We start from the raw sequence: 21,638 nt of genomic DNA on the forward strand, positions 1-21,638 counted from the left end.
CGCAAGGGGCACGAACATGGGACGAGTCACGGAACGACGCAAGGTCATCCGCATCAGGGACGGAGCGGTCTCCACCCGCCCGGACACGCTCGTCGCCGAGGAACCGCTGGAGATCCGGCTGAACGGCAAGCCCCTCGCCATCACCATGCGCACTCCCGGCGACGACTTCGCGCTGGCGGCGGGCTTCCTGGTGAGCGAGGGGGTGCTCGCCGAGCAGCGCGACCTGCAGAACATCGTGTACTGCGCGGGCGCGACGGTCGACGGATCCAACACCTACAACGTGGTCGACGTGAAGACCGCCCCCGGTGTGCGGATCCCCGACATCACGCTGGAGCGGAACGTCTACACCACCTCCTCCTGCGGCCTGTGCGGCAAGGCGAGCCTGGACGCGGTGCGTACGACGGCCCGCTGGCCCATCGCCGACACACCCCCGGTCCGCGTCACCCCGGAACTTCTCGCGGACCTCCCCGACCGGTTGCGCGCCTCCCAGCGGGTCTTCGACCGCACGGGCGGGCTGCACGCGGCGGCGCTGTTCACCGAGGACGGCGAGCTGGTGGACGTACGGGAGGACGTGGGCCGGCACAACGCGGTGGACAAGCTGGTCGGGCGTGCCCTGCAGAACGCGGACCTGCCGCTGTCCCGTTCCGTGCTGCTGGTGTCGGGCCGGGCCTCCTTCGAGCTGGCGCAGAAGGCCGTGATGGCCGGCATCCCGGTACTGGCCGCGGTCTCCGCGCCGTCGTCGCTGGCCGTGGACCTGGCCGCCGAGACCGGACTGACCCTGGTGGGCTTCCTGCGCGGCAGCTCCATGAACGTGTACGCGGGTGAGGACCGGGTCGCCCTGCGGGCCGCGGTCGGCCAGGGCTGACCCCACCCATCCGCTGCACGGCGGCGGGGCTCCTGCCGGGCGGGGAGCGCCCCCTGCGCCCCGGGGGCCCCGCCTCGGCCGTCGGTGTCCGACACGCGGGGGACGGCGCGGTCCCCGCGGACACCGGACGCCTCTTGTACTCATGTCCGGACGAATGGCCCCCTCCACCAGCCGCCCGAAGGGCAGACCGCGCCATGCCCCCTCGAACCCGCCGTCCCTTCTGGCTCGCGCTCGCCACGTCCTGCGCGCTGGCCGTGTCCTCTCCCTTCCCGGCACACGCGCGACCCGACGACCGCGCGCCCGCGTTCGAGGAGCAGGTGCTCTTCGACGCTGCCCGCGACCCCGGCGGATACGCCTGCTTCCGCATCCCGGCGATCGTGCGCACGACGGACGGCACGCTGCTCGCCTTCGCCGAGGGCCGCGTCCTGGACTGCGCGGACGCCGGTGACATCGACATCGTCCTCAAACGCTCGACGGACGGTGGGCGTACCTGGGGCCCGCTGCGGGTCGTCAACGACGGCGGCGGCGACACCCACGGCAACCCGGCCCCGGTCGTCGACCGCGCGACCGGCCGCGTCCTGCTGCTGGAGACGTACAACGCGGGCCGCACGGACTCCGCCGACTGCGCGGTCCCCTGCGCCCGCGTGCCCCACGTCCAGCACAGCGACGACGGCGGCCGCACCTGGTCCGCGCCCCGCGACCTGAGCCCCGAGATCCTGCCGCCCGACTGGAACTCCTGGTACGCCACCGGCCCCGTGCACGGCGTGCAGCTCACCGGCGGCGCCCACCCGGGGCGGCTCGTCGTCGGCGTCAACGCCGAGACCTGGGACGGCGAGCGAAGCGAGACGGGGGTCCCACCGGCCGGAGGCTGGGGGAGGGTCACCGCCAACCACGCGGCCCTCGTCGTCAGCGACGACGGCGGCGAGCACTGGAGGACCGGCGCCACCGACACCTGGCCCGTCGCCGCCGACGGCACCTTCCGGCAGAAGCCCTCCGAACTGACCCTCACCGAACGCGCCGACGGCGCCCTCCTGGTCAGCGGCCGGGAGGAGAACGGCACCGACCCGGGCCACCGCACCCAGGCACTCAGCCGGGACGGCGGCGACAGTTTCGCGGCGCCCTTCCGGGCCCTGCCCGACCTGTACGCCCCGCAGGTGCAGGGTGCGGTGCTGCGTCTCGGCAACCGCATCCTGCTGTCGGCGCCCGCCGACCCCGACCGCCGCCGGACGATGACGGTCCGCTCCTCCCGGGACGGCGGCGCGACCTGGGACAGCGCGGACCGCGGCACAGTCGTCACCCGGGACTGGGCCGGCTACTCGGACCTGGTGACGGTCGACGACGACACCGTGGGCCTGCTGTACGAGGGCGGGAAGACCGACGCCCGCGACGAGATCCGCTTCGCCCGCCTCACCGCGGACCGGCTCGCTCCGCCCCGGGGCCCCGACCCCACCACCCCCGACCTCGCCGCCAACGCCGCCCCCGCGGCCGTGCTCGGCGGCGCCGCGCCGGCCACGGACGGCGCGGTGGGCGGCGCGCTCGCGTTCGACGGCGCGGACGACGCCGTACGGCTGCCCTACGACGGGCGGCTGGCGCTCGGGGAGGGGGACTTCACGGCGTCGCTGTGGTTCCGGTACTCGGCGGCCGACGGGGAGCAGCCGCTGCTGTGGATGGGCGGCATCGGCACCACCCAGCCCCAGGTGTGGCTGCGCGCCGAACCGGACGCCGGGCGGGTGCAGGGGCTGATCACCGCCCGCGACGGCGCGACGGCCCCGCGCTCGGCATGGGTGCGCACGGACCGCGCGTACGACGACGGGCGATGGCACCGTCTGACGCTGCGCCGCGGCGGGGGGCGGCTCACGCTGTTCGTCGACGGTTCGGCGGCGGCCGACGCGGCGGACGTGCCGGGCTCGGTCAGCCGGAACTCACCCTTCGGGGTGCACATCGGCGAACGGATGGACGGCCGGGCCCGCTTCACCGGCGCCGTCGACGACGTACAGGTATGGAACAGCGCCCTGACGGACACGGAGATCGCCGCCGGTGTCCCGCCCGCCGCCGGCCGGAGCACCGTCCTGCACCTCCCCCTGGACCGGGTGGACGAGGCGGCCGCGGACACGGGCGGCAGCACGGACACGGGCGGCTGACCGACACCGCGCCGGAACGCGGGGCCTCAGCCGGAGCGGCTCCCGGTGCCGACGGCGGTCCGCACCCGGGCGGCCGACTCCTCGGACGCGACCGCCTCCGGATCGCGCGACCGGCGTTTGGCGATCACCGCGCACACCATCAGCTGCATCTGGTGGAAGAGCATCAGCGGCAGCACCGCCAGCGAGGCCTGGGCACCGAACAGGACGCTCGCCATGGGCAGTCCGGCCGCGAGGGACTTCTTGGACCCGGCGAACTGGATCGCGATCCGGTCCTCGCGCCCGAAGCCGAGCCCCTTCGCCCCGTACCAGGTCAGGGCCAGCATCACGGCCAGGAGCACCGCCTGGACGGCCAGCAGCCCGGCCAGCCGTGCCGGGCTCACCTGGTGCCAGATGCCCTCGACCATGCCCTCGCTGAACGCGGTGTAGACGACCAGGAGGATGGAGCCGCGGTCGACGAGCCCGAGCACCTTCTTGTGCCGGGCGACGAAGCCTCCGATCCACCGGCGCAGCAGTTGCCCGGCCACGAACGGCACCAGCAGTTGCAGCACGATCTTCACCACCGAGTCGGCGGAGAACCCGCCCCCGCCGCCGCCCAGCAGTGCGGCGGCCAGCAGCGGTGTGACGACGATGCCGACCAGCGAGGAGAAGGACCCGGCGCAGATGGCGGCGGGCACGTTGCCGCGGGCGATGGAGGTGAAGGCGATCGACGACTGGATGGTCGACGGGACCAGGGTGAGGAAGAGCAGGCCCTGGTAGAGGGGATCGGTCAGGAACACCGGGACCAGACCGCGCGATGCGAGGCCGAGCAGCGGGAAGACGACGAAGGTGCAGGCCAGCACGGTGACGTGGAGCCGCCAGTGCCGTACGCCGTCCATCGCCTCACGGGTAGAGAGCCGGGCGCCGTACAGGAAGAAGAGGAACGCGATCGCGCCGGTGGAGGCGCCGGAGGCGACGTCCGCGCCCGTGCCGCGGGCCGGCAGCAGCGCCGCGAGGCCCACGGTGCCGAGCAGCAGCAGGATGTACGGGTCGATCGGCATCCAACGCGGCCAACGCAGGCGTTTCACGGTGCTCCACTTGCTCGCTGCTCACTCGTACTGCTGGTTCGACGGGGACACGGGTCCCCGCTCCATCGTGCTCCCCGATTCGGCGATCGGGAATCCGGCATACCGCTCTGACTGTCATCACGATCACCGATGAGCGCCGCTAGGCTGGCGGCATGTACGACCCCTCCCATCTGCGCACCTTCCTGTCGGTGGCCCAGACGCTGAGCTTCACGCAGGCCGCCCGGCGGCTCGGGCTGCGTCAGTCGACGGTGAGCCAGCACGTACGGCGGCTGGAGGACGCCACCGGGCGGCAGCTGTTCAGCCGGGACACGCACTCCGTGGAGCTGACGGAGGACGGGGAGGCGATGCTCGGGTTCGCGCGCCGGATCCTGGAGGTGCACGAGCAGGCGACGGCCTTCTTCACGGGCACCCGGCTGCGCGGGCGGCTGCGGTTCGGGGCGTCCGAGGACTTCGTGCTGACCCGGCTGCCGGAGATCCTGGAGGCCTTCCGGCACGACCACCCCGAGGTCGACCTGGAGCTGACGGTGGAGCTGTCGGGCACGCTGCACGAGCAGCTGGCGGCCGGGAAGCTGGACCTGGTGCTGGCCAAGCGGCGGCCCGAGGACCCGCGGGGCGAGCCGGTGTGGAGCGACCGGCTGGTGTGGATCGGCGCGGAGCGGCTGCGCCTGGAACCGGACCGCCCGGTGCCGCTCATCGTCTACCCGCCGCCCGGCATCACCCGCGCGCTCGCCCTGGACGCCCTGCAACGGCAGGGCCGCGCGTGGCACATCGCGTGCACCAGCGGCAGCCTCAACGGCCTGATCGCCGCCGCCCGAGCGGGCCTGGGCGTGATGGCGCACTCGCGCGGCCTCGTCCCGCCCGGTCTGGTACGGGTGCCGGACCGGGCCGGGCTGCCCGAGCTGGGCGGCGTCGACTTCGTACTGGTGCACGGCGGCCGCCGCCCCTCGGCGCAGGGCGCGGCCGACGCGCTGGCGGCGGCGATCCTGGCGGGCGGCGACCGGCTGCACCGGCCTCAGCGCACGGGCCTCTGATAGGTCAACCGCTTGACGCGGCGCAGGAGCGGGGACGCCTCCAGGTGCTGGACGCCCTCCAGGTGCCCGAGCGGTCCGCTGAGGTAGGTGTAGAGGTCGGCGGTGCTGCGGACGACGGCGGTGGCGATGATGTTGGACGGCCCGGCCGTGGCGGCGACGTGGGCGATCTCGTCGTGGGCGGCGAGGGCCTCACCGACCCGGTGGAGGGCGGCGGGGCTGGTGGTGATCCACAGGGCGGCGTCGGTGCGGTAGCCGAGGATGTCGGGGTCGTACTCGACGTCGATGTAGACGGCACCGGAGGCGAGCAGCGCGGCGAGGCGGCGCTTGACGGCGGACTCGGAGCGACCGGTGGCCCGTTGGAGTTCCGGGTAGGTGGCGCGACCGTTCCGTTCCAGGACGGCGAGCAACGGCTCGTCCTCGGGGTCGATGCGGGCCGGTCCCCGCCGGGCGGGATCCGGCTCGTTGCGCAGGGCCGCCACCTGTTCCTCGCTGAGCACGCCGAACTTGCGGAGCCAGCCGCTCGGCCCCCCGTAGAAGCGGTGCAGCATCTGGTGGGCGTGGATCTCCAGCACGCGCGGTGTGCGCGGCAACTTGCCGAGGAGCAGGTCGTCGCGGGCGCCGGGGCTGCGCGGTCGGGTTCCGAGGATGACCTCCGTGCCGCCGCTGGCCACCCCGATCCAGTTGGTGTCCGGCCGCTTCGCGAGGGCGTCCGCGATGGCCGCGGAACTGTCGGGCACGCAGCGCAGCCGCAGTGTCCATTGGTCCTGGCCGAGCCGCTCGGCGTCCCGGACGGCGACCACCCGCAGCCCGCCCTCGGCGCAGAGCCTGCGGTAGCGGCGGGCGACGGTCTGGTCGGAGACGCCGAGTACCGCCCCGATGCGGCTGAAGGACGCGCGGCCGTTCACTTCCAGCGCGTCGAGCAGCCCCAGGTCGAGTTCGTCGAAAGCGTCGGATTCCATCTCCATGGCGGCCCTTCCTGTCGTGTTCAGCCGTATGACCGCCATGAACCCATGCGATCGGCCGGGAGCGAACCATCGTACGGAGGCACGCAAAGACGTACGACACGGGAGAGAGGACGACATGCGTACATGGGGACCGCTCACGGCGGTGTGCCTGGGGACGTTCATGCTGCTGCTGGACGTGACGATCGCGGTGGTCGCGCTGCCGGACATGGCCCGGGGGCTGCACGCCTCGCTGAGCGATCTGCAGTGGGTGATGGACGGCTACGCGCTGGCGCTGGCCGCGCTGCTGCTGGGACTGGGGGCGGCGGCCGACGTCCTGGGACGGCGCCGGGTGCACGTGGCGGGCGTGGTGCTGTTCGCGGTGGCGTCGCTGCTGTGCGGGCTGGCCACCGGGCCGGGCATGCTGGTCGCCGCGCGCGGGTTGCAGGGGCTGGGCGCGGCGGCGATGTTCGCCACCACGCTGCCGCTGCTCGGTTCGGTCTACCAGGGGCGCCGGCGGTCGATGGCGCTCGGGGTGTGGGGCGCGGTCAGCGGGGCGGCGGCGGCCGTGGGCCCGGTGCTGGGCGGGCTGCTCACCGACGGTCCGGGCTGGCGCTGGATCTTCTGGGTGAACCTGCCGGTGAGCGTGGCGGCGGTCTGGCTGACGCTGCGCGTGGTGCCGGAGTCCCGCGGGGCGGCCGGGCGCCGCGTGGACTGGGCGGGCACGGCCACCTTCGCGGCGTTCGCCGGGGCGGTGACGTACGGGGCGGTACGGGCCGGGTCGCACGGGTGGACGGAGGGCGGCACGCTCGTCTCCTTCGCGCTCGCGGTGGTGGCGCTGGGCGCGTTCGTCGCGGTGGAGCACCGGGTCGCCGATCCGCTGCTCGATCCGCGGCTGTTCCTGCGGCCCGCGTTCTCGGGCGTGATGCTGGGCGGGCTGGCCTTCAACGCGGCGGCGTTCGGTGTGATGGCGTACACCTCCATATGGCTCCAGACGATGCTGGGGATGAGCCCGGTGCGGGGCGGCCTGGTGTTCGTGTGGCTGTCGCTGGCGTCGTTCGTGGTGGCCGCGGCGGGCGGGCGGCTGCTGCACGGGGTGCCGGCGCGGCTGACCATCGGGGGCGGGCTGCTGCTGATCGCGGCGGGGCAGTTCTGCATGGCGTTCCTGGACGCGGGCTCCACGGCGTCCGCCCTGGTGCCGGGGCTGCTCCTGGTGGGTGTGGGAACGGGCCTGGTGTCGCCCGGCATCGCGGGCGCGGCGCTGGCCGCGGTCCCGGCGGAGCGGTCCGGCATGGCCGGGGGTGCGGTCAACACCTTCCGCCAGCTCGGGTACGCGCTCGGCATCGCCGTGTTCGGCACGGTGCTGACCTCGCGGATGCAGGACAGGCTTCCGCACGATGCGGCGCACGGCCTGGCGGGCGGTGCGGCGGGCGCCCTGCGGGGTGTGTTCGGCGAGCACGCGCTGCGGGCCTCGTTCGCCTCCGGGCTGAACGCGGCCGCGGTGGCCGCGGGCGCGGTCGCGGCCGTCGCCGGCGTGCTGGTACTCGTCCTGGTCGGGGCCGGACGCGGGGGCCGCAATGCCGGTGTGACGGATTCCGCGCCGCCCGCGCTGGAAGAGGAAGAGGCCACTCCGGTAGCCCCGTACCGGCGGTAAGTGGGTCGTACAGATTCGGTGGAGATTACGGCACCGAAACTTACTCAACCGTCAGGAATCTGTCCGACCACTCCCCATGTGAGCGCATTTCCTCTCGCTGACCAGCGCGAACCTGAGCCCTGTTCGATTTTGACGCCCCTCCCGTCCCCGCGCCCGGTGGGGTAGCTTTCACCGCGCTGTGCGGGGGGCGTCATCGAAAAGCGGGGATCGAAAAGCGGGGAGCGGGGTTTGCGCGAGTTCACCAGTCCTCCGTTGGCGTTGGCACCACCGGTGGGCGGTCTGGCCGACGTCGTCTTCGAGCATGCCCTGGACGATCCGCGGCACATCGCGCTCGGCCGCAAGGACGACGCCGGGCAGTGGCGGGACGTCACCGCCGGTGCCTTCCGCGACGAGGTGCTGGCCCTCGCCAAGGGGCTGCTGGCCCAGGGCATCCGCTTCGGCGACCGGGTCGCCATCATGTCCCGCACCCGCTACGAGTGGACCCTGTTCGACTTCGCCCTGTGGACGATCGGCGCCCAGGTGGTGCCGATCTACCCGACCTCCTCGGCCGAGCAGTGCATGTGGATGCTCTACGACGCCGAGGTGACGGCCGCGGTCGTGGAGCACGAGGACCACGCCATGACGATCGCCACCGTCATCGACCGGCTGCCGCACCTGCGCGGTCTGTGGCAGCTGGACTCCGGAGCCGTGCAGGAGCTGTACGACGCGGGCGCGCACCTCGACGACGAGGTGGTCCACCGGCACCGCAAGGCGGTCACACCGGAGTCGGTCGCCACCGTCATCTACACCTCGGGCACGACCGGCCGCCCCAAGGGCTGCGTCCTGACCCACGGCAGCTTCATGTACGAGGCGGACACCGTCATCGAACGCTGGGAGCCGGTGTTCCACTCCAAGCGGGGCGACGAGGCGGCGACCCTGCTCTTCCTGCCGCTCGCGCACGTCTTCGGGCGGATGGTGGAGGTCGCGGCGATCCGCGGCCGGGTCCGCTTCGGCCACCAGCCGCAGCTGAACGCCGCGGCCCTGCTGCCCGACCTGGCCGCCTTCCGGCCGACCTTCATCCTGGCGGTGCCGTACATCTTCGAGAAGGTGTTCAACGCGGCCCGGCGCAAGGCGGAGAAGGAGGGGAAGGCGGGGCCCTTCGAGAAGGCCGTGGACGTGGCCGTGAAGTACGCGGAGGCGGTGGAGGCGAAGGCCTGGGGCGACGGCCCCGGCCCGTCGGCGGGCCTGCGCATGCAGCATCAGTTCTTCGACAAGCTCGTCTACTCCAAGGTCCGGGCCGCGATGGGCGGGCGCATCCGCAACGCCATGTCGGGCGGCTCGGCGATGGACCGGCGGCTGGGACTGTTCTTCGCGGGCGCGGGCGTGCAGATCTACGAGGGCTACGGCCTGACCGAGTCCACGGCGGCCGCCACCGCCAACCCGCCCGAGCGCACCCGCTACGGCACCGTCGGGCAGCCGATACCGGGCACGACCGTGCACATCGCGGACGACGGCGAGATCTGGCTCAACGGCGACAACGTCTTCGAGGGCTACCTGAACAACCCCAAGGCCACCGACGAGACCCTGCACGACGGCTGGCTGGCCACCGGCGACCTCGGCGCCCTGGACGAGGACGGCTACCTCACCATCACCGGCCGCAAGAAGGAGATCCTGGTGACCTCCGGCGGCAAGAGCGTCTCCCCGGGACTCCTCGAGGAGCGGGTGCGCGACCATCCGCTGGTCAACCAGTGCATCGTCGTCGGCAACGACCGCCCCTACGTCGCCGCCCTCATCACCCTCGACCAGGAGGCGGTCGAGCACTGGCTGACGATGCGCAACAAGCCGCGGATGTCCCCGGCCGACCTGGTGCACGACGCCGACCTGGAGACGGAGGTGCGGCGCGCGGTCGTCGCGGCCAACACGCTGGTGTCCCAGGCCGAGTCGATCCGCACCTTCCGCATCCTCGCCCAGCCGTTCACCGAGGAGCACGGGCTGCTGACCCCCTCGCTGAAGCTGAAGCGCAAGGCCATCGAGAACGCCTACGGCACCGAGGTCGAGGCGCTTTACACAGCGTGAGTTCCACGGTCAGGAATGCGTCCGGGCTCGTGATCGTTGACGATATGAGTACCACCTGACCACAACCGAAGGATCAAGAGCTCGTGAGCAGCAAGGTCCCCCCGATCATCCTGAACAACGGCGTCGAGATGCCCCAGCTGGGCTTCGGCGTCTGGCAGGTGCCGGACGACGAGGCGCAGACCGCCGTCGCCCTGGCCCTGGAGGCCGGGTACCGCAGCATCGACACAGCGGCGATCTACGGCAATGAAGAGGGCACCGGCAGGGCGATCGCCGCCTCCGGCCTGGCCCGCGAGGACCTCTTCGTCACCACCAAGCTCTGGAACAGCGACCAGGGGTACGACTCCACCCTCCGCGCCTTCGACACCTCGATGGCGAAGCTCGGCCTCGAGTACCTCGACCTCTACCTGATCCACTGGCCCATGCCGGCCAAGGAGAGGTACGTCGACACCTACAAGGCGTTCGAGAAGCTGCTGGCCGACGGGCGGGTCCGCGCCATCGGCGTGTCGAACTTCCTGCCTGAGCACCTGGAGCGGCTGACCGCCGAGACCTCGGTGATCCCGGCAGTCAACCAGATCGAGCTGCACCCGCACCTCCAGCAGCACGCCGCCCGCGAGGTGCACGCGGAGCAGGGCATCGCCACCGAGGCCTGGTCCCCGCTCGGCTCCGGCAAGGGCATCCTGGACATCCCGGCGATCGTCGCGATCGCCCAGAAGCACGGGCGCACCCCGGCCCAGGTCGTGCTGCGCTGGCACCTCCAGCTGGGCAACGTGGTGATCCCGAAGTCCGTGACGCCGTCCCGGATCAAGGAGAACATCGACGTGTTCGGCTTCTCCCTGGACACCGAGGACCTCGCGGCGATCAGCGCGCTGAACGAGGACCGTCGGCTGGGCTCGGACCCGGCGGACGTCAACTCCTGAGCGGTGCGGACGGACGGAGGGCCCGGCCACGTGCGTGGCCGGGCCCTCCGTCCGTCTTCAGTTGGGCTGCCCCAGCGGCCGTACGACCACGGTGTTGACGTCGACCCCGGCGGGCTGGGTCATGGCCCAGACGACCGAGTCGGCGATCTGGCCGGCGGTGAGCAGCTCGCCGGGCGGCAGTCCGCCGGTGCCGTCCCAGAAGGGGGTCTCCACCCGGCCGGGCGCGATCAGGGTCACGCCCACGCCCCACTGCGTCACCTCGCGCCGGGTGTTCTCGGCGAGCCCGGTCACCGCCCACTTGGTGGCGCCGTAGATGTTGCCCGGGGTGTTCACGAAGCCCGCGACGCTGCCCACCAGCACGATCCGTCCGCGGGTCGCCTTGAGCGCGTCGATGGAGGCCCTGATCAGCAGGGCCGGGCCCAGTACGTTGGTCAGCACCATCTCGGTCCAGCCCGCGGGGTCGCCCTCGGCGACCGAGTCGTGGGTGGCGAAACCGGCGTTGGCGACGACCGTGTCGATACGGCCGAACTCCTTGAGCGTGGCCTCGACCGCGGAGACCACCTGGGTGTGCTCGGCGGCGCTTCCCCGGAGCGTCAGCAGACCCGCCGGGTCGCCCAGCTCCGCGCTGAACGCCCGCAGCCTCTCCTCCCCGCGTCCCGTGACGGCAACCCGCTGCCCGGCGTCCAGCAGTCGCCGGGCGACGGCGGCTCCGATGCCGCTGCCGCCGCCGGTGATGAGTGTGACCGGTGCGTCGGTCATGAGTCCCCCTGTGTCTGTACCTGCTTCTCTCACGGACAGCGGGGAGTCCATCACTTGGAGCGCTCTCGAAGTCAAGGGCCGGCCTCAGACCGGCCGTACCGCCGTGTAGACGGTGTGCGCCACCAGGACGAACAGGTCCTGGCGGCGGTGCACGCCCGCCTCGTCGGCGGGGTCGAGCAGCCGGTCCAGGGTGGCGCGGTCCTCGGCGTCGAGGCGCTCGCCGATCCGCTCGCGCAGCCGGGACAGTGACGTGGTGACGTAGTCGCGGCCCGCGTCGGAGAGGGGCGCGGGCAGGTCGAGCAGGAAGCTGCGGGTGCCGGTGTGCTTCAGTCCGGCGGCCGTCAGCATCGCGGGCCAGTCCTCGGCCTCGGCCACGGAGTCCGGCAGGTCCGCGCGCATCTCGGCGAACGCGTCCTCCTCCACGGCGCGGATCCTGGCCTGGAGCCCGGGGCGCCCGGTCCCGATGTCGCGGGGCAGGAACCGGGCGGGCAGTCCGCCCTCCAGGATCGCCAGGGTGCCGCCGGGCGCGAGGTGCCCGCCGAGAGCGGCGAGGGCGGCGCGCTGGTCGGGGAGGTGGTGCAGGCTCTGGCTGGCCCACATCAGGTCGGCGGGGTAGTCCAGCTCGGCCAGTGCGCCGGGCAGGTCCCCGGCGAGGGTGCCGAAGCGGTCGCCGAACCCGAGCCGCTCGGCGCGGGCGCGGGCCCGTTCGAGCAGCGGTGCGGCGCCGTCGGCGGCGACGACGCGGGCGCCGGGGAAGGTGTCGGCGAACAGGCAGGAGACGACGCCGGGACCGCTGCCGACGTCGACGACCAGGCCGGGCTCGGTCACTTCCCCGGCCAGCCAGGTCAGGGCCTGCCGGTACAACGGCGTGTACAGCTCGGCCTGCGCCTCCAGGTGCGGGGCCATCTCGGCCCAGTCGATGTCGGCGTGGTCGTGCGTGTGCCCGTGCCCGTGTCCGTGTCCCTGTCCGTGCCCGTGCCCCTGCTGGTGGGCGGGGCCGTGTGTGTCGTGGTGGTGGTCGTGCGCCATGCCGGTAGCCTCCCGTTCGCGGTGCCGCCAGCGTGCGACGACGCACCGGCCCGGTGCAACCGGTGTTGCCGCTCCCGCAAAAAAGAGGAGGCCGCCGGGGCCCGGCCCGCAAGGACCGGACCCCGGCGGCTCACCCGCGCGGCATGCGCGGGAACCCGCTCACGACAGGGGCGGGTAGGCGTTCTTCATCAGCTCCTGGAACTGCGCGGAGAACCAGGCCCCCGAGATCGGGGCGTCGGGCAGGGCGCCCGACATGCTGTTGCCGTTGCGCTCGTTGCCCGTGTAGGTGGGGTCGCACATCCGGTCGAAGCCCTTGCCGTCCGGGTTGTCGATCAGCTTGCTGGAGCCGTCGGACTCGCCCGGGGGCTTCATCCACACGTACGCGTCGATCCCGGCGGCCGGGCTGGCCTGCGGACGCTCGCCGAGACCTGCTCCGGACTGGTTGCACCAGTTGCCGAGGTGGATGCGGCGGTCGTAGCGCCCGCCGTTCACGTAGGTGTTCACGTCGGTCGTCGCGCCCGGTCCGGTGGGCCGGTCGGCGCCGCCCCAGCCGTTGCGGGAGGTGTCGATCAGCATGCCGAGGTTCTGGTCGAAGCCGAGCGAGACCAGCTTGTCGCGCATGGCCTGGGCGTAGGACAGCTCGTCGGTGTACTGGTTCCAGTCCACCCAGTCGGACTGGCGCACGGAGGTCCCGTTCACCGAGTCCGTGATCTTGAAGTTCTCCTCCTTCAGGGCGCTGTAGTTGGCGGTGTTGACGATGAAGCCGTGCACGTCGTCGAGGGTCGCGCCCTCGGTGGTGGCGGCCGTCTTGAAGATCTCGGCGGAGGGGCCGAAGTTGCTGTCCCAGCCGAGCCAGCCGTGGTGGCCCGCGTCGACGTAGTTGTAGACGTTGCCGACGGCGCCGAGCCTGTTCAGGGCGTAGCCGACACCCTTCTGGTAGTTGCCGTTGGCCTTCATCACGTCGCAGTTCTCCGTGGCGGTCGGCCGCCCGGAGACGTTGGTGACCAGGTTGGGCAGCGAGTCGATCTCGACCGTGGTGACGATCCGGAGGTCCGCGTACTTCGAGTCGGAGAGGATCTCGGCGATCGGGTCGATGTACTCGGTCTTGTAGCGGTCGATCTCGGTCGGGCCCAGCTCGCCGTTGGAAGCGAGGGCGGAGCAGTCGCGTCCCGGCAGGTTGTAGATGACCAGCTGGACCACCATCTCGCCGGAGCCCTTCTGCTCCAGCGCCGCGTCCAGGTGGTCGCGCAGACCCATGCCGCCGTTCGCGCCCTCGATGGCGGCGATCCGGTCGAGCCACACACCGGTCGGCTCGTCGGCGATGCGGTCGCCGCCGGGTTCGGCGGCGGCGTTGGCGGACCACTCGGGGTTCACGTAGACCTGGGCGCCGTCGTAGGGGTTGTCCACCCGGTCGCCCGGGCCGGTGGGGTCGGTCGGCGGGTCGGTCGGGTCGGTGGGCGGGTCGGTCGGGTCGGTCCCACCGTCGACGTTGCAGGTCACACCGTTGAGGGTGAAGGTGGCCGGGATCGCGTTGCTGCCGCTGTAGGTGCCCTGGAAGCCGAAGCTCGCCGAACCGCCCGTGGACAGGGTGCCGTTGTAGGACTCGTTGGCCGCGGTGACGGCGGCACCGCTCTGCGTGACCTTCGCGTTCCAGCTGTTGGTGACCTTCTGGCTGCCTGCGTAGGTCCATCCCAGCGACCAGCTGGACGTGGCGGCACCGTTGTTGGTGACGGTCACGGCAGCGGTGAATCCGCTTCCCCAGTCGTTCTGCACCTGGTAGTCGACGGTGCAGGCGGCGGCCGCGGCCCCGGCGCTCGCCGAGTGGGCGGCCAGTGCCGTGCCCGAGGCGCCGGCGACCAGGGTGAGGGCGGCGAGCATCGCGGTTCTGGTACGGGTCATGAGTGCGGGTTCCTTCTTTCGTGGGGGTGCTGCTGTCGTCCCGGGCCGCGCCCGTGCCGGTGCGGCCCGCTGCCGATCGGCATGGGGGTGCCGTCGTGATCGGAGGTCAGGAACGGCCCGCGGGCACGGTGGAACGGCCCGAGGGGTGAGCGATCCGGCACACGGGCCGGCGAGGCGTCGGACGCGTAGCGGCCACGGCTGCGGCAACGGCTAAAAGTCCTGAACGCGGGGGGTGGAACGGGGGGTGGCGCATGAGCGACTCCTTGCAGTTCGGGCGCGCCGTGACGGACGCGTCGACTGATGGAACCGCTCCCACTGGTGCAGCGAAGGTAGCGCCAAGTGACGGCAAAGAACAGAGGAGTTACCGACTTTCTCCCCGTCGCGTCTGTCGAATCTTTTCGACTGTTCACACATCTTGACCGCACCAGGCACCCTCTCCACTATGGGAGCGCTCCCACTGGTTCAAGGCTTGTTGCTCCTCCCCCACCCCTCCCCGAGCCGCAAGGAGGAACCAGCACCATGCACTCAGGACACAGACCCGGACGCCGCACCGCGCGGCGCTGGTGGACCGCCGCGCTGGCGGCGCTCGCACTCCCCCTCACGATGCTGGGCACAGGTTCAACTCCGGCCCAGGCGGCCGCACTTCAGTGCAGCGTCGACTACAAGACCAACGACTGGGGCGCCGGCTTCACCGCGGAGCTGACGCTGACCAACCACGGCACCGACGCCATCGACGGCTGGACGCTGACCTACTCCTACGCGGGCAACCAGAAGCTCACGAACGGCTGGAACGGAACCTGGTCCCAGTCCGGGCCGGACGTCACCGTGAAGAACGCGTCGTACAACGCGCGGATCGCCGCCGGGGCCGCCGTCTCCACCGGCGGGCAGTTCACCTACAGCGGCAGCAACGCCGCGCCGGCGAACTTCGCGGTCAACGGCACCTCGTGCGTGGGCGCGCACCAGCCGCCGATCACCGTGCTGACCAGCCCCGAGGCGGGCGCCGTGTACTCGCGGGGCGAGGCGGTTCCGCTGGCGGCGACGGCGGCCGCCGCCGACGGCGCCACGATCAGCAAGGTGGAGTTCTACGACGACGCCACCCTGCTGGGCACCGACACCAGCTCGCCCTACACGTACTCCGCCTCCGGTTTGACCGTGGGCAGTCATTCTCTGGTGGCGAAGGCCTACGACAGCATGGGTGCCTCCGCGGACTCGACCCCGGTCGGCGTCACGGTGGCCGCGGGACCGACCGTGGTCGCTTCTCCAAGTCAACTGGGTGTCCAGCAGGGCGAGTCGGGGACGTACGAGGTCAAGCTGTCGGAGCAGCCGACGGCGAACGTGACCGTCACGACCTCCCGCGCGAGCGGCAACACGGGCCTGACCCTGACCGGCGGCGCGAGCCTCACCTTCACCCCGTCGAACTGGGACACCGCCCAGCGGGTGACCGTCTCGGCGGACGCCTCCGGCAGCGGCTCGGCGGTCTTCGAGTCGACGGCCCCGGGCCACGGCAAGGCCGCGGTCACCGTGACCCAGCTGGCGGCGGCGAAGGACTACGACGCCCGCTTCCTGGAGCTGTACGGCAAGATCACCGACCCGGCGAACGGCTACTTCTCACCGGAGGGCATCCCCTACCACTCGGTGGAGACCCTCATCGTCGAGGCGCCCGACCACGGCCACGAGACCACGTCGGAGGCGTACAGCTATCTGCTGTGGCTCCAGGCCATGTACGGCAAGGTGACCGGCGACTGGTCGAAGTTCAACAACGCCTGGGAGATCATGGAGACGTACATGATCCCCACCCACGCCGACCAGCCGACCAACTCCTCCTACAACGCCTCCAAGCCGGCCACCTACGCGCCCGAGCTGGACACGCCGAACGAGTACCCGGCGCCGCTGGACGGCACCGTGTCGGTGGGCTCCGACCCGATCGCCGGTGAGCTGAAGTCGGCGTACGGCACGGACGACGTGTACGGCATGCACTGGCTCCAGGACGTCGACAACACCTACGGCTACGGCAACTCGCCCGGCAAGTGCGAGGCGGGCCCCTCCGACACCGGTCCGTCCTACATCAACACCTTCCAGCGCGGTGCGCAGGAGTCGGTGTGGGAGACGGTGCCGCAGCCGACCTGCGACGCCTTCAAGTACGGCGGCAAGAACGGCTACCTGGACCTGTTCACCGGTGACGCCTCCTACGCCAAGCAGTGGAAGTTCACCAACGCCCCGGACGCCGACGCGCGCGCCGTGCAGGCCGCGTACTGGGCGGACATCTGGGCCGGGGAGCAGGGCAAGAGCGACGAGATCTCCGCGACCCTGGACAAGGCCGCGAAGATGGGCGACTACCTGCGCTACGCCATGTTCGACAAGTACTTCAAGAAGGTCGGCAACTGCGTCGGGCCGTCGGCCTGCCCGGCCGGGACCGGCAAGGACTCCTCGCACTACCTGCTGTCCTGGTACTACGCCTGGGGCGGCGCGGTGGACACCTCGGCGGGCTGGGCCTGGCGCATCGGCTCCAGCCACACCCACGGCGGCTACCAGAACCCGCTGGCCGCGTACGCGCTGAGCACCGACGCCGACCTGAAGCCGAAGTCGGCGACGGGCCAGTCCGACTGGGCCAAGTCGCTGGACCGGCAGGTGGAGTTCTACCGCTGGCTGCAGTCCGACGAGGGTGCCATCGCGGGCGGCGCGACCAACAGCTGGGCGGGCCGGTACGCGACGCCGCCGGCCGGTACGCCGACCTTCTACGGCATGTACTACGACGAGAAGCCGGTGTACCACGACCCGCCGTCCAACCAGTGGTTCGGCTTCCAGGCGTGGTCGATGGAGCGGGTCGCCGAGTACTACCAGCAGAGCGGTGACGCCGGTGCCAAGGCGGTCCTGGACAAGTGGGTCGACTGGGCGCTGTCGGAGACGACCGTCAACCCGGACGGCACGTTCCGGATCCCCTCGACGCTCCAGTGGTCGGGGCAGCCCGACACCTGGAACGCCTCGTCGCCGGGTGCCAACGGCGACCTGCACGTCGAGGTGGCGGACTACACCAACGACGTCGGTGTGGCGGCGGCGTACGCCAAGACCCTGACGTACTACGCCGACCGCTCGGGCGACACCGAGGCGGCCTCGACCGCCAAGGCGCTGCTCGACGGCATGTGGGAGAACAACCAGGACGCGCTCGGCATCGCCGTCCCGGAGACCCGCGCCGACTACAACCGGTTCGACGACGGGATCTACGTCCCGAGCGGCTGGAGCGGCACCATGCCGAACGGCGACACGGTCGACGCGTCGTCGACCTTCGCCTCGATCCGCTCCTTCTACCAGGACGACCCGGCCTGGTCGAAGATCGAGAGCTATCTCCGAGGCGGTGCCGCGCCCACGTTCACGTACCACCGGTTCTGGGCCCAGGCGGACATAGCCCTCGCCATGGGTTCGTACGCGGAGCTACTGGAATAGCCCCCGCGGGGCGCTCCGCGGGGTGGGTGGGTGCTTCGGCTGCGGGGCGTGGGCGGCTGGTCGCGCTCACGCGGCGGTAGCCGCAAGTCGGTACAGCCCCGCGCCCCTTCGGGGCGCCTGACAGCTCCGCGTGCTCGGTCTCGTCACCGGACGACGGGACCAACCGACCGGGCGGCCCCTGCCCACGCCTGGGGCCGCCCGGTCCTCGCATGTGTTCTGTTCCTGACGGAAGGACGGTTCCCCACCGTGCGAAGAACCCGGATCCTCACCGTGCTGCTGGCCCTCGCGGCCGGTCTGCTGGCGGGCAGTCCGCCCGCGGCGTCGGCCGCCGAGCCGGCGCCGCGGGCGGCCGTCGCCGCCGACAGCTACACCTGGAAGAACGCCCGTATCGACGGCGGCGGTTTCGTCCCCGGCATCGTCTTCAACCGGACCGAGAAGGACCTGGCCTACGCCCGCACCGACATCGGAGGCGCCTACCGCTGGCAGGAGGAGTCCCACACCTGGACGCCGCTCCTCGACCACGTCGGCTGGGACGACTGGGGGCACACGGGCGTGGTCGCTCTCGCCTCCGACGCCGTCGATCCGGACCGGGTCTACGCGGCGGTCGGCACGTACACCAACGACTGGGACCCGACCAACGGCGCGGTGCTGCGCTCCGCCGACCGGGGCGCGAGCTGGGAGAAGACGGACCTGCCGTTCAAACTGGGCGGCAACATGCCCGGCCGCGGCATGGGTGAGCGCCTGGCCGTCGACCCGCACGACAACGACGTGCTGTACCTGGGCGCCCCCAGCGGCCACGGACTGTGGCGGTCCACCGACGCGGGCGTCACCTGGTCCGAGGTGACGGCCTTCCCGAACCCCGGGAACTACGCGCAGGACCCGAACGACACGTCCGGCTACGCCTCCGACAACCAGGGCATCACCTGGGTCACCTTCGACGAGTCGACGGGCGGCGGCGCGGGCACGGCCACGCGGACCCTCTACGTCGGGGTCGCGGACAAGGAGAACGCCGTCTACCGCTCGACCGACGCGGGCGCGACCTGGGAGCGGCTCGCCGGGCAGCCGACGGGTTACCTGGCCCACAAGGGTGTGCTGGACGCGGAGAACGGCTACCTGTACCTCGCCTACAGCGACACCGGCGGCCCGTACGACGGCGGCAAGGGCCGGCTGTACCGGTACGCGACGGCGACCGGCACCTGGACGGACATCAGCCCGGCCGCGGAGGCGGACACCTACTACGGCTTCAGCGGCCTGACCGTCGACCGGCAGCGGCCGGGGACGGTGATGGCGACCGCGTACAGCTCGTGGTGGCCGGACACGCAGATCTTCCGCTCGACGGACAGCGGCGCGACATGGTCCCAGGCGTGGAGCTACACCTCGTACCCGGACCGCGAGAACCGCTACACGATGGACGTCTCCTCGTCGCCCTGGCTCACCTGGGGCGCGAACCCGGCGCCGCCCGAGCAGACCCCGAAGCTGGGCTGGATGACGGAGGCTCTGGAGATCGACCCGTTCGACTCGGACCGGATGATGTACGGCACGGGCGCCACGGTCTACGGCACGGAGAACCTGACGAACTGGGACGCCGAGGGCGGCACATTCGCCGTCGAGCCGATGGTGCGGGGCCTGGAGGAGACGGCCGTCAACGACCTGGCCTCTCCCCCGTCGGGTGCCCCGCTGCTCAGCGCCCTGGGTGACGTCGGCGGCTTCCGGCACACCAGCCTGACCGAGGTCCCGTCGATGATGTACACCTCGCCGAACTTCACCTCGACGACGAGCCTGGACTTCGCGGAGACGAAGCCGGACGTCGTGGTCCGGGCGGGCAATCTCGACTCCGGTCCGCACATCGCGTTCTCCACGGACAACGGCGCCAACTGGTTCGGCGGCACCGACCCGTCCGGGGTGAGCGGCGGCGGCACGGTCGCGGCGGGCGCGGACGGCAGCCGCTTCGTGTGGAGCCCGGAGGGTGCCGGCGTGCAGTACACGACCGGCTTCGGTACGTCCTGGCAGGCGTCGACCGGCCTCCCGGCGGGCGCGATCGTCGAGTCGGACCGGGTGAACCCCGCGACCTTCTACGGCTTCAAGTCCGGGAGGTTCTACGTCAGTACGGACGGCGGCGCGACGTTCACCGCCTCGGCCGCGACCGGGCTGCCCGCAGGTGACGGCGTCCGCTTCAAGGCGCTGCCGGGCGGGGAGGGCGACGTCTGGCTGGCAGGCGGGGCGGCGGACGGCCCGTACGGCCTGTGGCACTCGACGGACGGCGGCGGGACCTTCACCAGGCTGCCCGGTGTCGACGCGGCGGACACCGTCGGCTTCGGCAAGGCGGCCCCGGGAGCGTCGTACCAGACCCTCTTCACCAGCGCGGAGATCGGCGGGGTGCGCGGCATCTTCCGCTCCACCGACGCGGGCGCGACCTGGACCCGGGTCAACGACGACGCCCACCAGTGGGGCTGGACCGGCGCCGCCATCACCGGCGACCCGCGGGTCTACGGCCGGGTGTACGTGGCGACCAACGGCCGCGGCGTGATCTACGGCGACACCTCGGACACGGGCGGGGGCACCGATCCGGGTCCCGGACCCGACCCCACCCCCACCGGCGCCTGCGAGGTGACGTACACGGTCACGAACCAGTGGCCGGGCGGCTTCCAGGCGGACGTCCGCCTCACCAACACCGGCACGTCGGCCTGGAACGGCTGGTCCCTCGACTGGTCCTTCCCCGGCGGCCAGGAGGTGACCCGGATGTGGAACGCCGAGCACACCCAGGCCGGTACGTCGGTGACGGCGAGGAACGTCGGCTGGAACGCCGGTGTGGCCCCCGGTGCCTCGGTCGGCTTCGGGTTCACCGGGAGCCGGTCGGGGACCAACGCGGAACCGGAGGGGTTCGCCGTCGCCGGACGCGCGTGCCCGACCGCTACGTGACGGGGCCGGTGAAGATCGCCGTCTCCGAGTCGAAGTCGGGGGCGACCTCGATCTGGATCAGCTTCTCGCCTTTGGGGAGTTCGCAGCCCCAGGGCACGTTGATCGACCGGCCGGCGAGGAGCTTGGTCTGGGGAGTGCCGTCGAGACCGGTGTCGGAGTCGAAGACGGACTCGCTGCTCCGGCCGTCCTTGCCGTAGGAGCAGTTGACGGTGAGCAGCGTGGTGTCGAGGGTCTTGGTGCCGCTGTTCCTGACCTTGACCGTGAACCGCGCGTAAGGGGTCTTCTCGGGCATGGCGTACTCGCTCGACACCGTGCGCTCGAAGCCGGACAGGCTGACCTCGACGTCGGACTCGTAGGTGACCGTCTCGTCGAGCGCGTGGACACCGTCGTCGGTGTCCTCGGAGGCCGCGGGGGCTTCCTCCGCGGACTCCTCCTCGGCCGCGGGGGTGTCGCCCCCGCCCACGGACGCCGTCTCGGTGACGGTGACCGTGGGCGCGGGTCCCGCCTCGTCGTCACCGGTGACTCCCGCGGTGACGGCCGCCGACACGACCGCGGCCACCACCGCGGCGGCCACGGCGACGAGCAGCGTGCGGTTCTTCCTCGGTGGCGGGGGCGGGGGCACCGGTGACGGCCCGTAGGACGGCATGGGCGGCGGTGTGAAGTTGGTGCTCATGGTTCCCCCCGGGGGATGGTGCTGTTGCGTGGTGCATCATCTCCCGGGACACCATCTTGTGGAGATCGCGTGATGAAATCGTGTCCATGATCGTCGGGCGGGCCCCTTCGACCGGTCAGGTCGCGGGCCGACGCGACCCTCCGGGAGGGCGCGTGCCGACGGCGCCCCCTCACGCGCCCGTGCCCCGTGTGCCCGTTTCACGCCCTTGTGGCGCTGCCGTCCTTCTTCGACCGTTGAGTGGGCGGGAGTG

The 21,638-nt window shown here is 71.9% G+C and carries 14 protein-coding genes; 8 read left to right on the forward strand and 6 right to left on the reverse strand.

Annotated features, from left to right (window positions below; genetic code table 11):
• Positions 1-16 precede the first annotated feature (16 nt).
• Together fdhD and R2E43_RS05645 are read left to right on the forward strand one after the other, a co-directional pair.
• Positions 17-865, forward strand: coding sequence for a formate dehydrogenase accessory sulfurtransferase FdhD (gene fdhD / locus R2E43_RS05640; RefSeq protein WP_003972422.1), 849 nt, complete (start codon positions 17-19; stop codon positions 863-865).
• A gap of 194 nt (positions 866-1,059) precedes the next feature.
• A complete protein-coding gene (locus tag R2E43_RS05645) occupies positions 1,060-3,006 on the forward strand; it encodes an exo-alpha-sialidase (RefSeq protein WP_319127306.1) in 1,947 nt (648 codons plus the stop codon).
• 26 nt (positions 3,007-3,032) lie between these two features.
• Here the strand turns inward: R2E43_RS05645 and R2E43_RS05650 are convergent, their stop codons facing one another.
• Positions 3,033-4,070, reverse strand: a complete 1,038-nt coding sequence (locus tag R2E43_RS05650) for a bile acid:sodium symporter family protein (protein WP_319216608.1) — start codon at positions 4,068-4,070, stop codon at positions 3,033-3,035.
• Between the two features lie 152 nt (positions 4,071-4,222).
• On the opposite strand from R2E43_RS05650, the gene R2E43_RS05655 reads away from it, so the two are divergent.
• Positions 4,223-5,101, forward strand: coding sequence for a LysR substrate-binding domain-containing protein (locus R2E43_RS05655; RefSeq protein WP_003972425.1), 879 nt, complete (start codon positions 4,223-4,225; stop codon positions 5,099-5,101).
• Here the strand turns inward: R2E43_RS05655 and R2E43_RS05660 are convergent.
• Positions 5,083-6,066, reverse strand: a complete 984-nt coding sequence (locus R2E43_RS05660) for an Lrp/AsnC family transcriptional regulator (protein ID WP_011031004.1) — start codon at positions 6,064-6,066, stop codon at positions 5,083-5,085. The two genes, R2E43_RS05655 and R2E43_RS05660, sit on opposite strands and share 19 nt — an antisense overlap.
• A gap of 115 nt (positions 6,067-6,181) precedes the next feature.
• On the opposite strand from R2E43_RS05660, the gene R2E43_RS05665 reads away from it, so the two are divergent.
• The 3 genes from R2E43_RS05665 (at position 6,182) to R2E43_RS05675 (ending at position 10,668) form a co-directional block, all read left to right on the forward strand.
• Complete coding sequence (locus R2E43_RS05665; RefSeq protein WP_003972427.1) at positions 6,182-7,696, forward strand: MFS transporter; 1,515 nt, start codon at positions 6,182-6,184, stop codon at positions 7,694-7,696.
• A 228-nt stretch (positions 7,697-7,924) separates the two neighbouring features.
• Entirely contained in the window at positions 7,925-9,751 is a 1,827-nt protein-coding gene (locus R2E43_RS05670; protein WP_003972428.1) for an AMP-dependent synthetase/ligase, read from the forward strand.
• 83 nt (positions 9,752-9,834) lie between these two features.
• Positions 9,835-10,668, forward strand: coding sequence for an aldo/keto reductase (locus R2E43_RS05675; RefSeq protein ID WP_003972429.1), 834 nt, complete (start codon positions 9,835-9,837; stop codon positions 10,666-10,668).
• A gap of 57 nt (positions 10,669-10,725) precedes the next feature.
• On the opposite strand, the gene R2E43_RS05680 is transcribed toward R2E43_RS05675, so the two are convergent.
• The 3 genes from R2E43_RS05680 to R2E43_RS05690 all read right to left on the reverse strand — a co-directional run bounded on the left by R2E43_RS05680 (position 10,726) and on the right by R2E43_RS05690 (position 14,355).
• Positions 10,726-11,427: an SDR family oxidoreductase gene (locus R2E43_RS05680; protein WP_003972430.1), complete on the reverse strand. Its 702-nt coding sequence runs from the start codon at positions 11,425-11,427 to the stop codon at positions 10,726-10,728.
• A gap of 84 nt (positions 11,428-11,511) precedes the next feature.
• Complete coding sequence (locus R2E43_RS05685) at positions 11,512-12,456, reverse strand: class I SAM-dependent methyltransferase (protein ID WP_003972431.1); 945 nt, start codon at positions 12,454-12,456, stop codon at positions 11,512-11,514.
• 159 nt (positions 12,457-12,615) lie between these two features.
• Positions 12,616-14,355: a cellulose 1,4-beta-cellobiosidase gene (locus R2E43_RS05690; protein ID WP_011031002.1), complete on the reverse strand. Its 1,740-nt coding sequence runs from the start codon at positions 14,353-14,355 to the stop codon at positions 12,616-12,618.
• Positions 14,356-14,874: 519 nt separating this feature from the next.
• On the opposite strand from R2E43_RS05690, the gene R2E43_RS05695 reads away from it, so the two are divergent.
• Together R2E43_RS05695 and R2E43_RS05700 are read left to right on the forward strand one after the other, a co-directional pair.
• Positions 14,875-17,796: a glycoside hydrolase family 48 protein gene (locus R2E43_RS05695; RefSeq protein ID WP_030863230.1), complete on the forward strand. Its 2,922-nt coding sequence runs from the start codon at positions 14,875-14,877 to the stop codon at positions 17,794-17,796.
• Positions 17,797-18,042: 246 nt separating this feature from the next.
• A complete protein-coding gene (locus tag R2E43_RS05700) occupies positions 18,043-20,715 on the forward strand; it encodes a xyloglucanase (RefSeq protein ID WP_319122897.1) in 2,673 nt (890 codons plus the stop codon).
• On the opposite strand, the gene R2E43_RS05705 is transcribed toward R2E43_RS05700, so the two are convergent.
• Entirely contained in the window at positions 20,708-21,388 is a 681-nt protein-coding gene (locus R2E43_RS05705; RefSeq protein ID WP_003972435.1) for a hypothetical protein, read from the reverse strand. The two genes, R2E43_RS05700 and R2E43_RS05705, sit on opposite strands and share 8 nt — an antisense overlap.
• Between the last annotated feature and the right edge of the window lie 250 nt (positions 21,389-21,638).

Origin of the sequence: Streptomyces violaceoruber, from assembly GCF_033406955.1 — a bacterium.
GTDB classification, from domain to species: domain Bacteria; phylum Actinomycetota; class Actinomycetes; order Streptomycetales; family Streptomycetaceae; genus Streptomyces; species Streptomyces violaceoruber.

Coding starts and splice junctions, on each gene's coding strand:
- fdhD (WP_003972422.1), top strand. CDS start 17: ATGGGACGAGTCACGGAACGACGCAAGGTCATCCGCATCAGGGACGGA.
- R2E43_RS05645 (WP_319127306.1), top strand. CDS start 1,060: ATGCCCCCTCGAACCCGCCGTCCCTTCTGGCTCGCGCTCGCCACGTCC.
- R2E43_RS05655 (WP_003972425.1), top strand. CDS start 4,223: ATGTACGACCCCTCCCATCTGCGCACCTTCCTGTCGGTGGCCCAGACG.
- R2E43_RS05660 (WP_011031004.1), bottom strand. CDS start 6,066: ATGGAGATGGAATCCGACGCTTTCGACGAACTCGACCTGGGGCTGCTC.
- R2E43_RS05665 (WP_003972427.1), top strand. CDS start 6,182: ATGCGTACATGGGGACCGCTCACGGCGGTGTGCCTGGGGACGTTCATG.
- R2E43_RS05680 (WP_003972430.1), bottom strand. CDS start 11,427: ATGACCGACGCACCGGTCACACTCATCACCGGCGGCGGCAGCGGCATC.
- R2E43_RS05685 (WP_003972431.1), bottom strand. CDS start 12,456: ATGGCGCACGACCACCACCACGACACACACGGCCCCGCCCACCAGCAG.
- R2E43_RS05690 (WP_011031002.1), bottom strand. CDS start 14,355: ATGACCCGTACCAGAACCGCGATGCTCGCCGCCCTCACCCTGGTCGCC.
- R2E43_RS05695 (WP_030863230.1), top strand. CDS start 14,875: ATGCACTCAGGACACAGACCCGGACGCCGCACCGCGCGGCGCTGGTGG.
- R2E43_RS05705 (WP_003972435.1), bottom strand. CDS start 21,388: ATGAGCACCAACTTCACACCGCCGCCCATGCCGTCCTACGGGCCGTCA.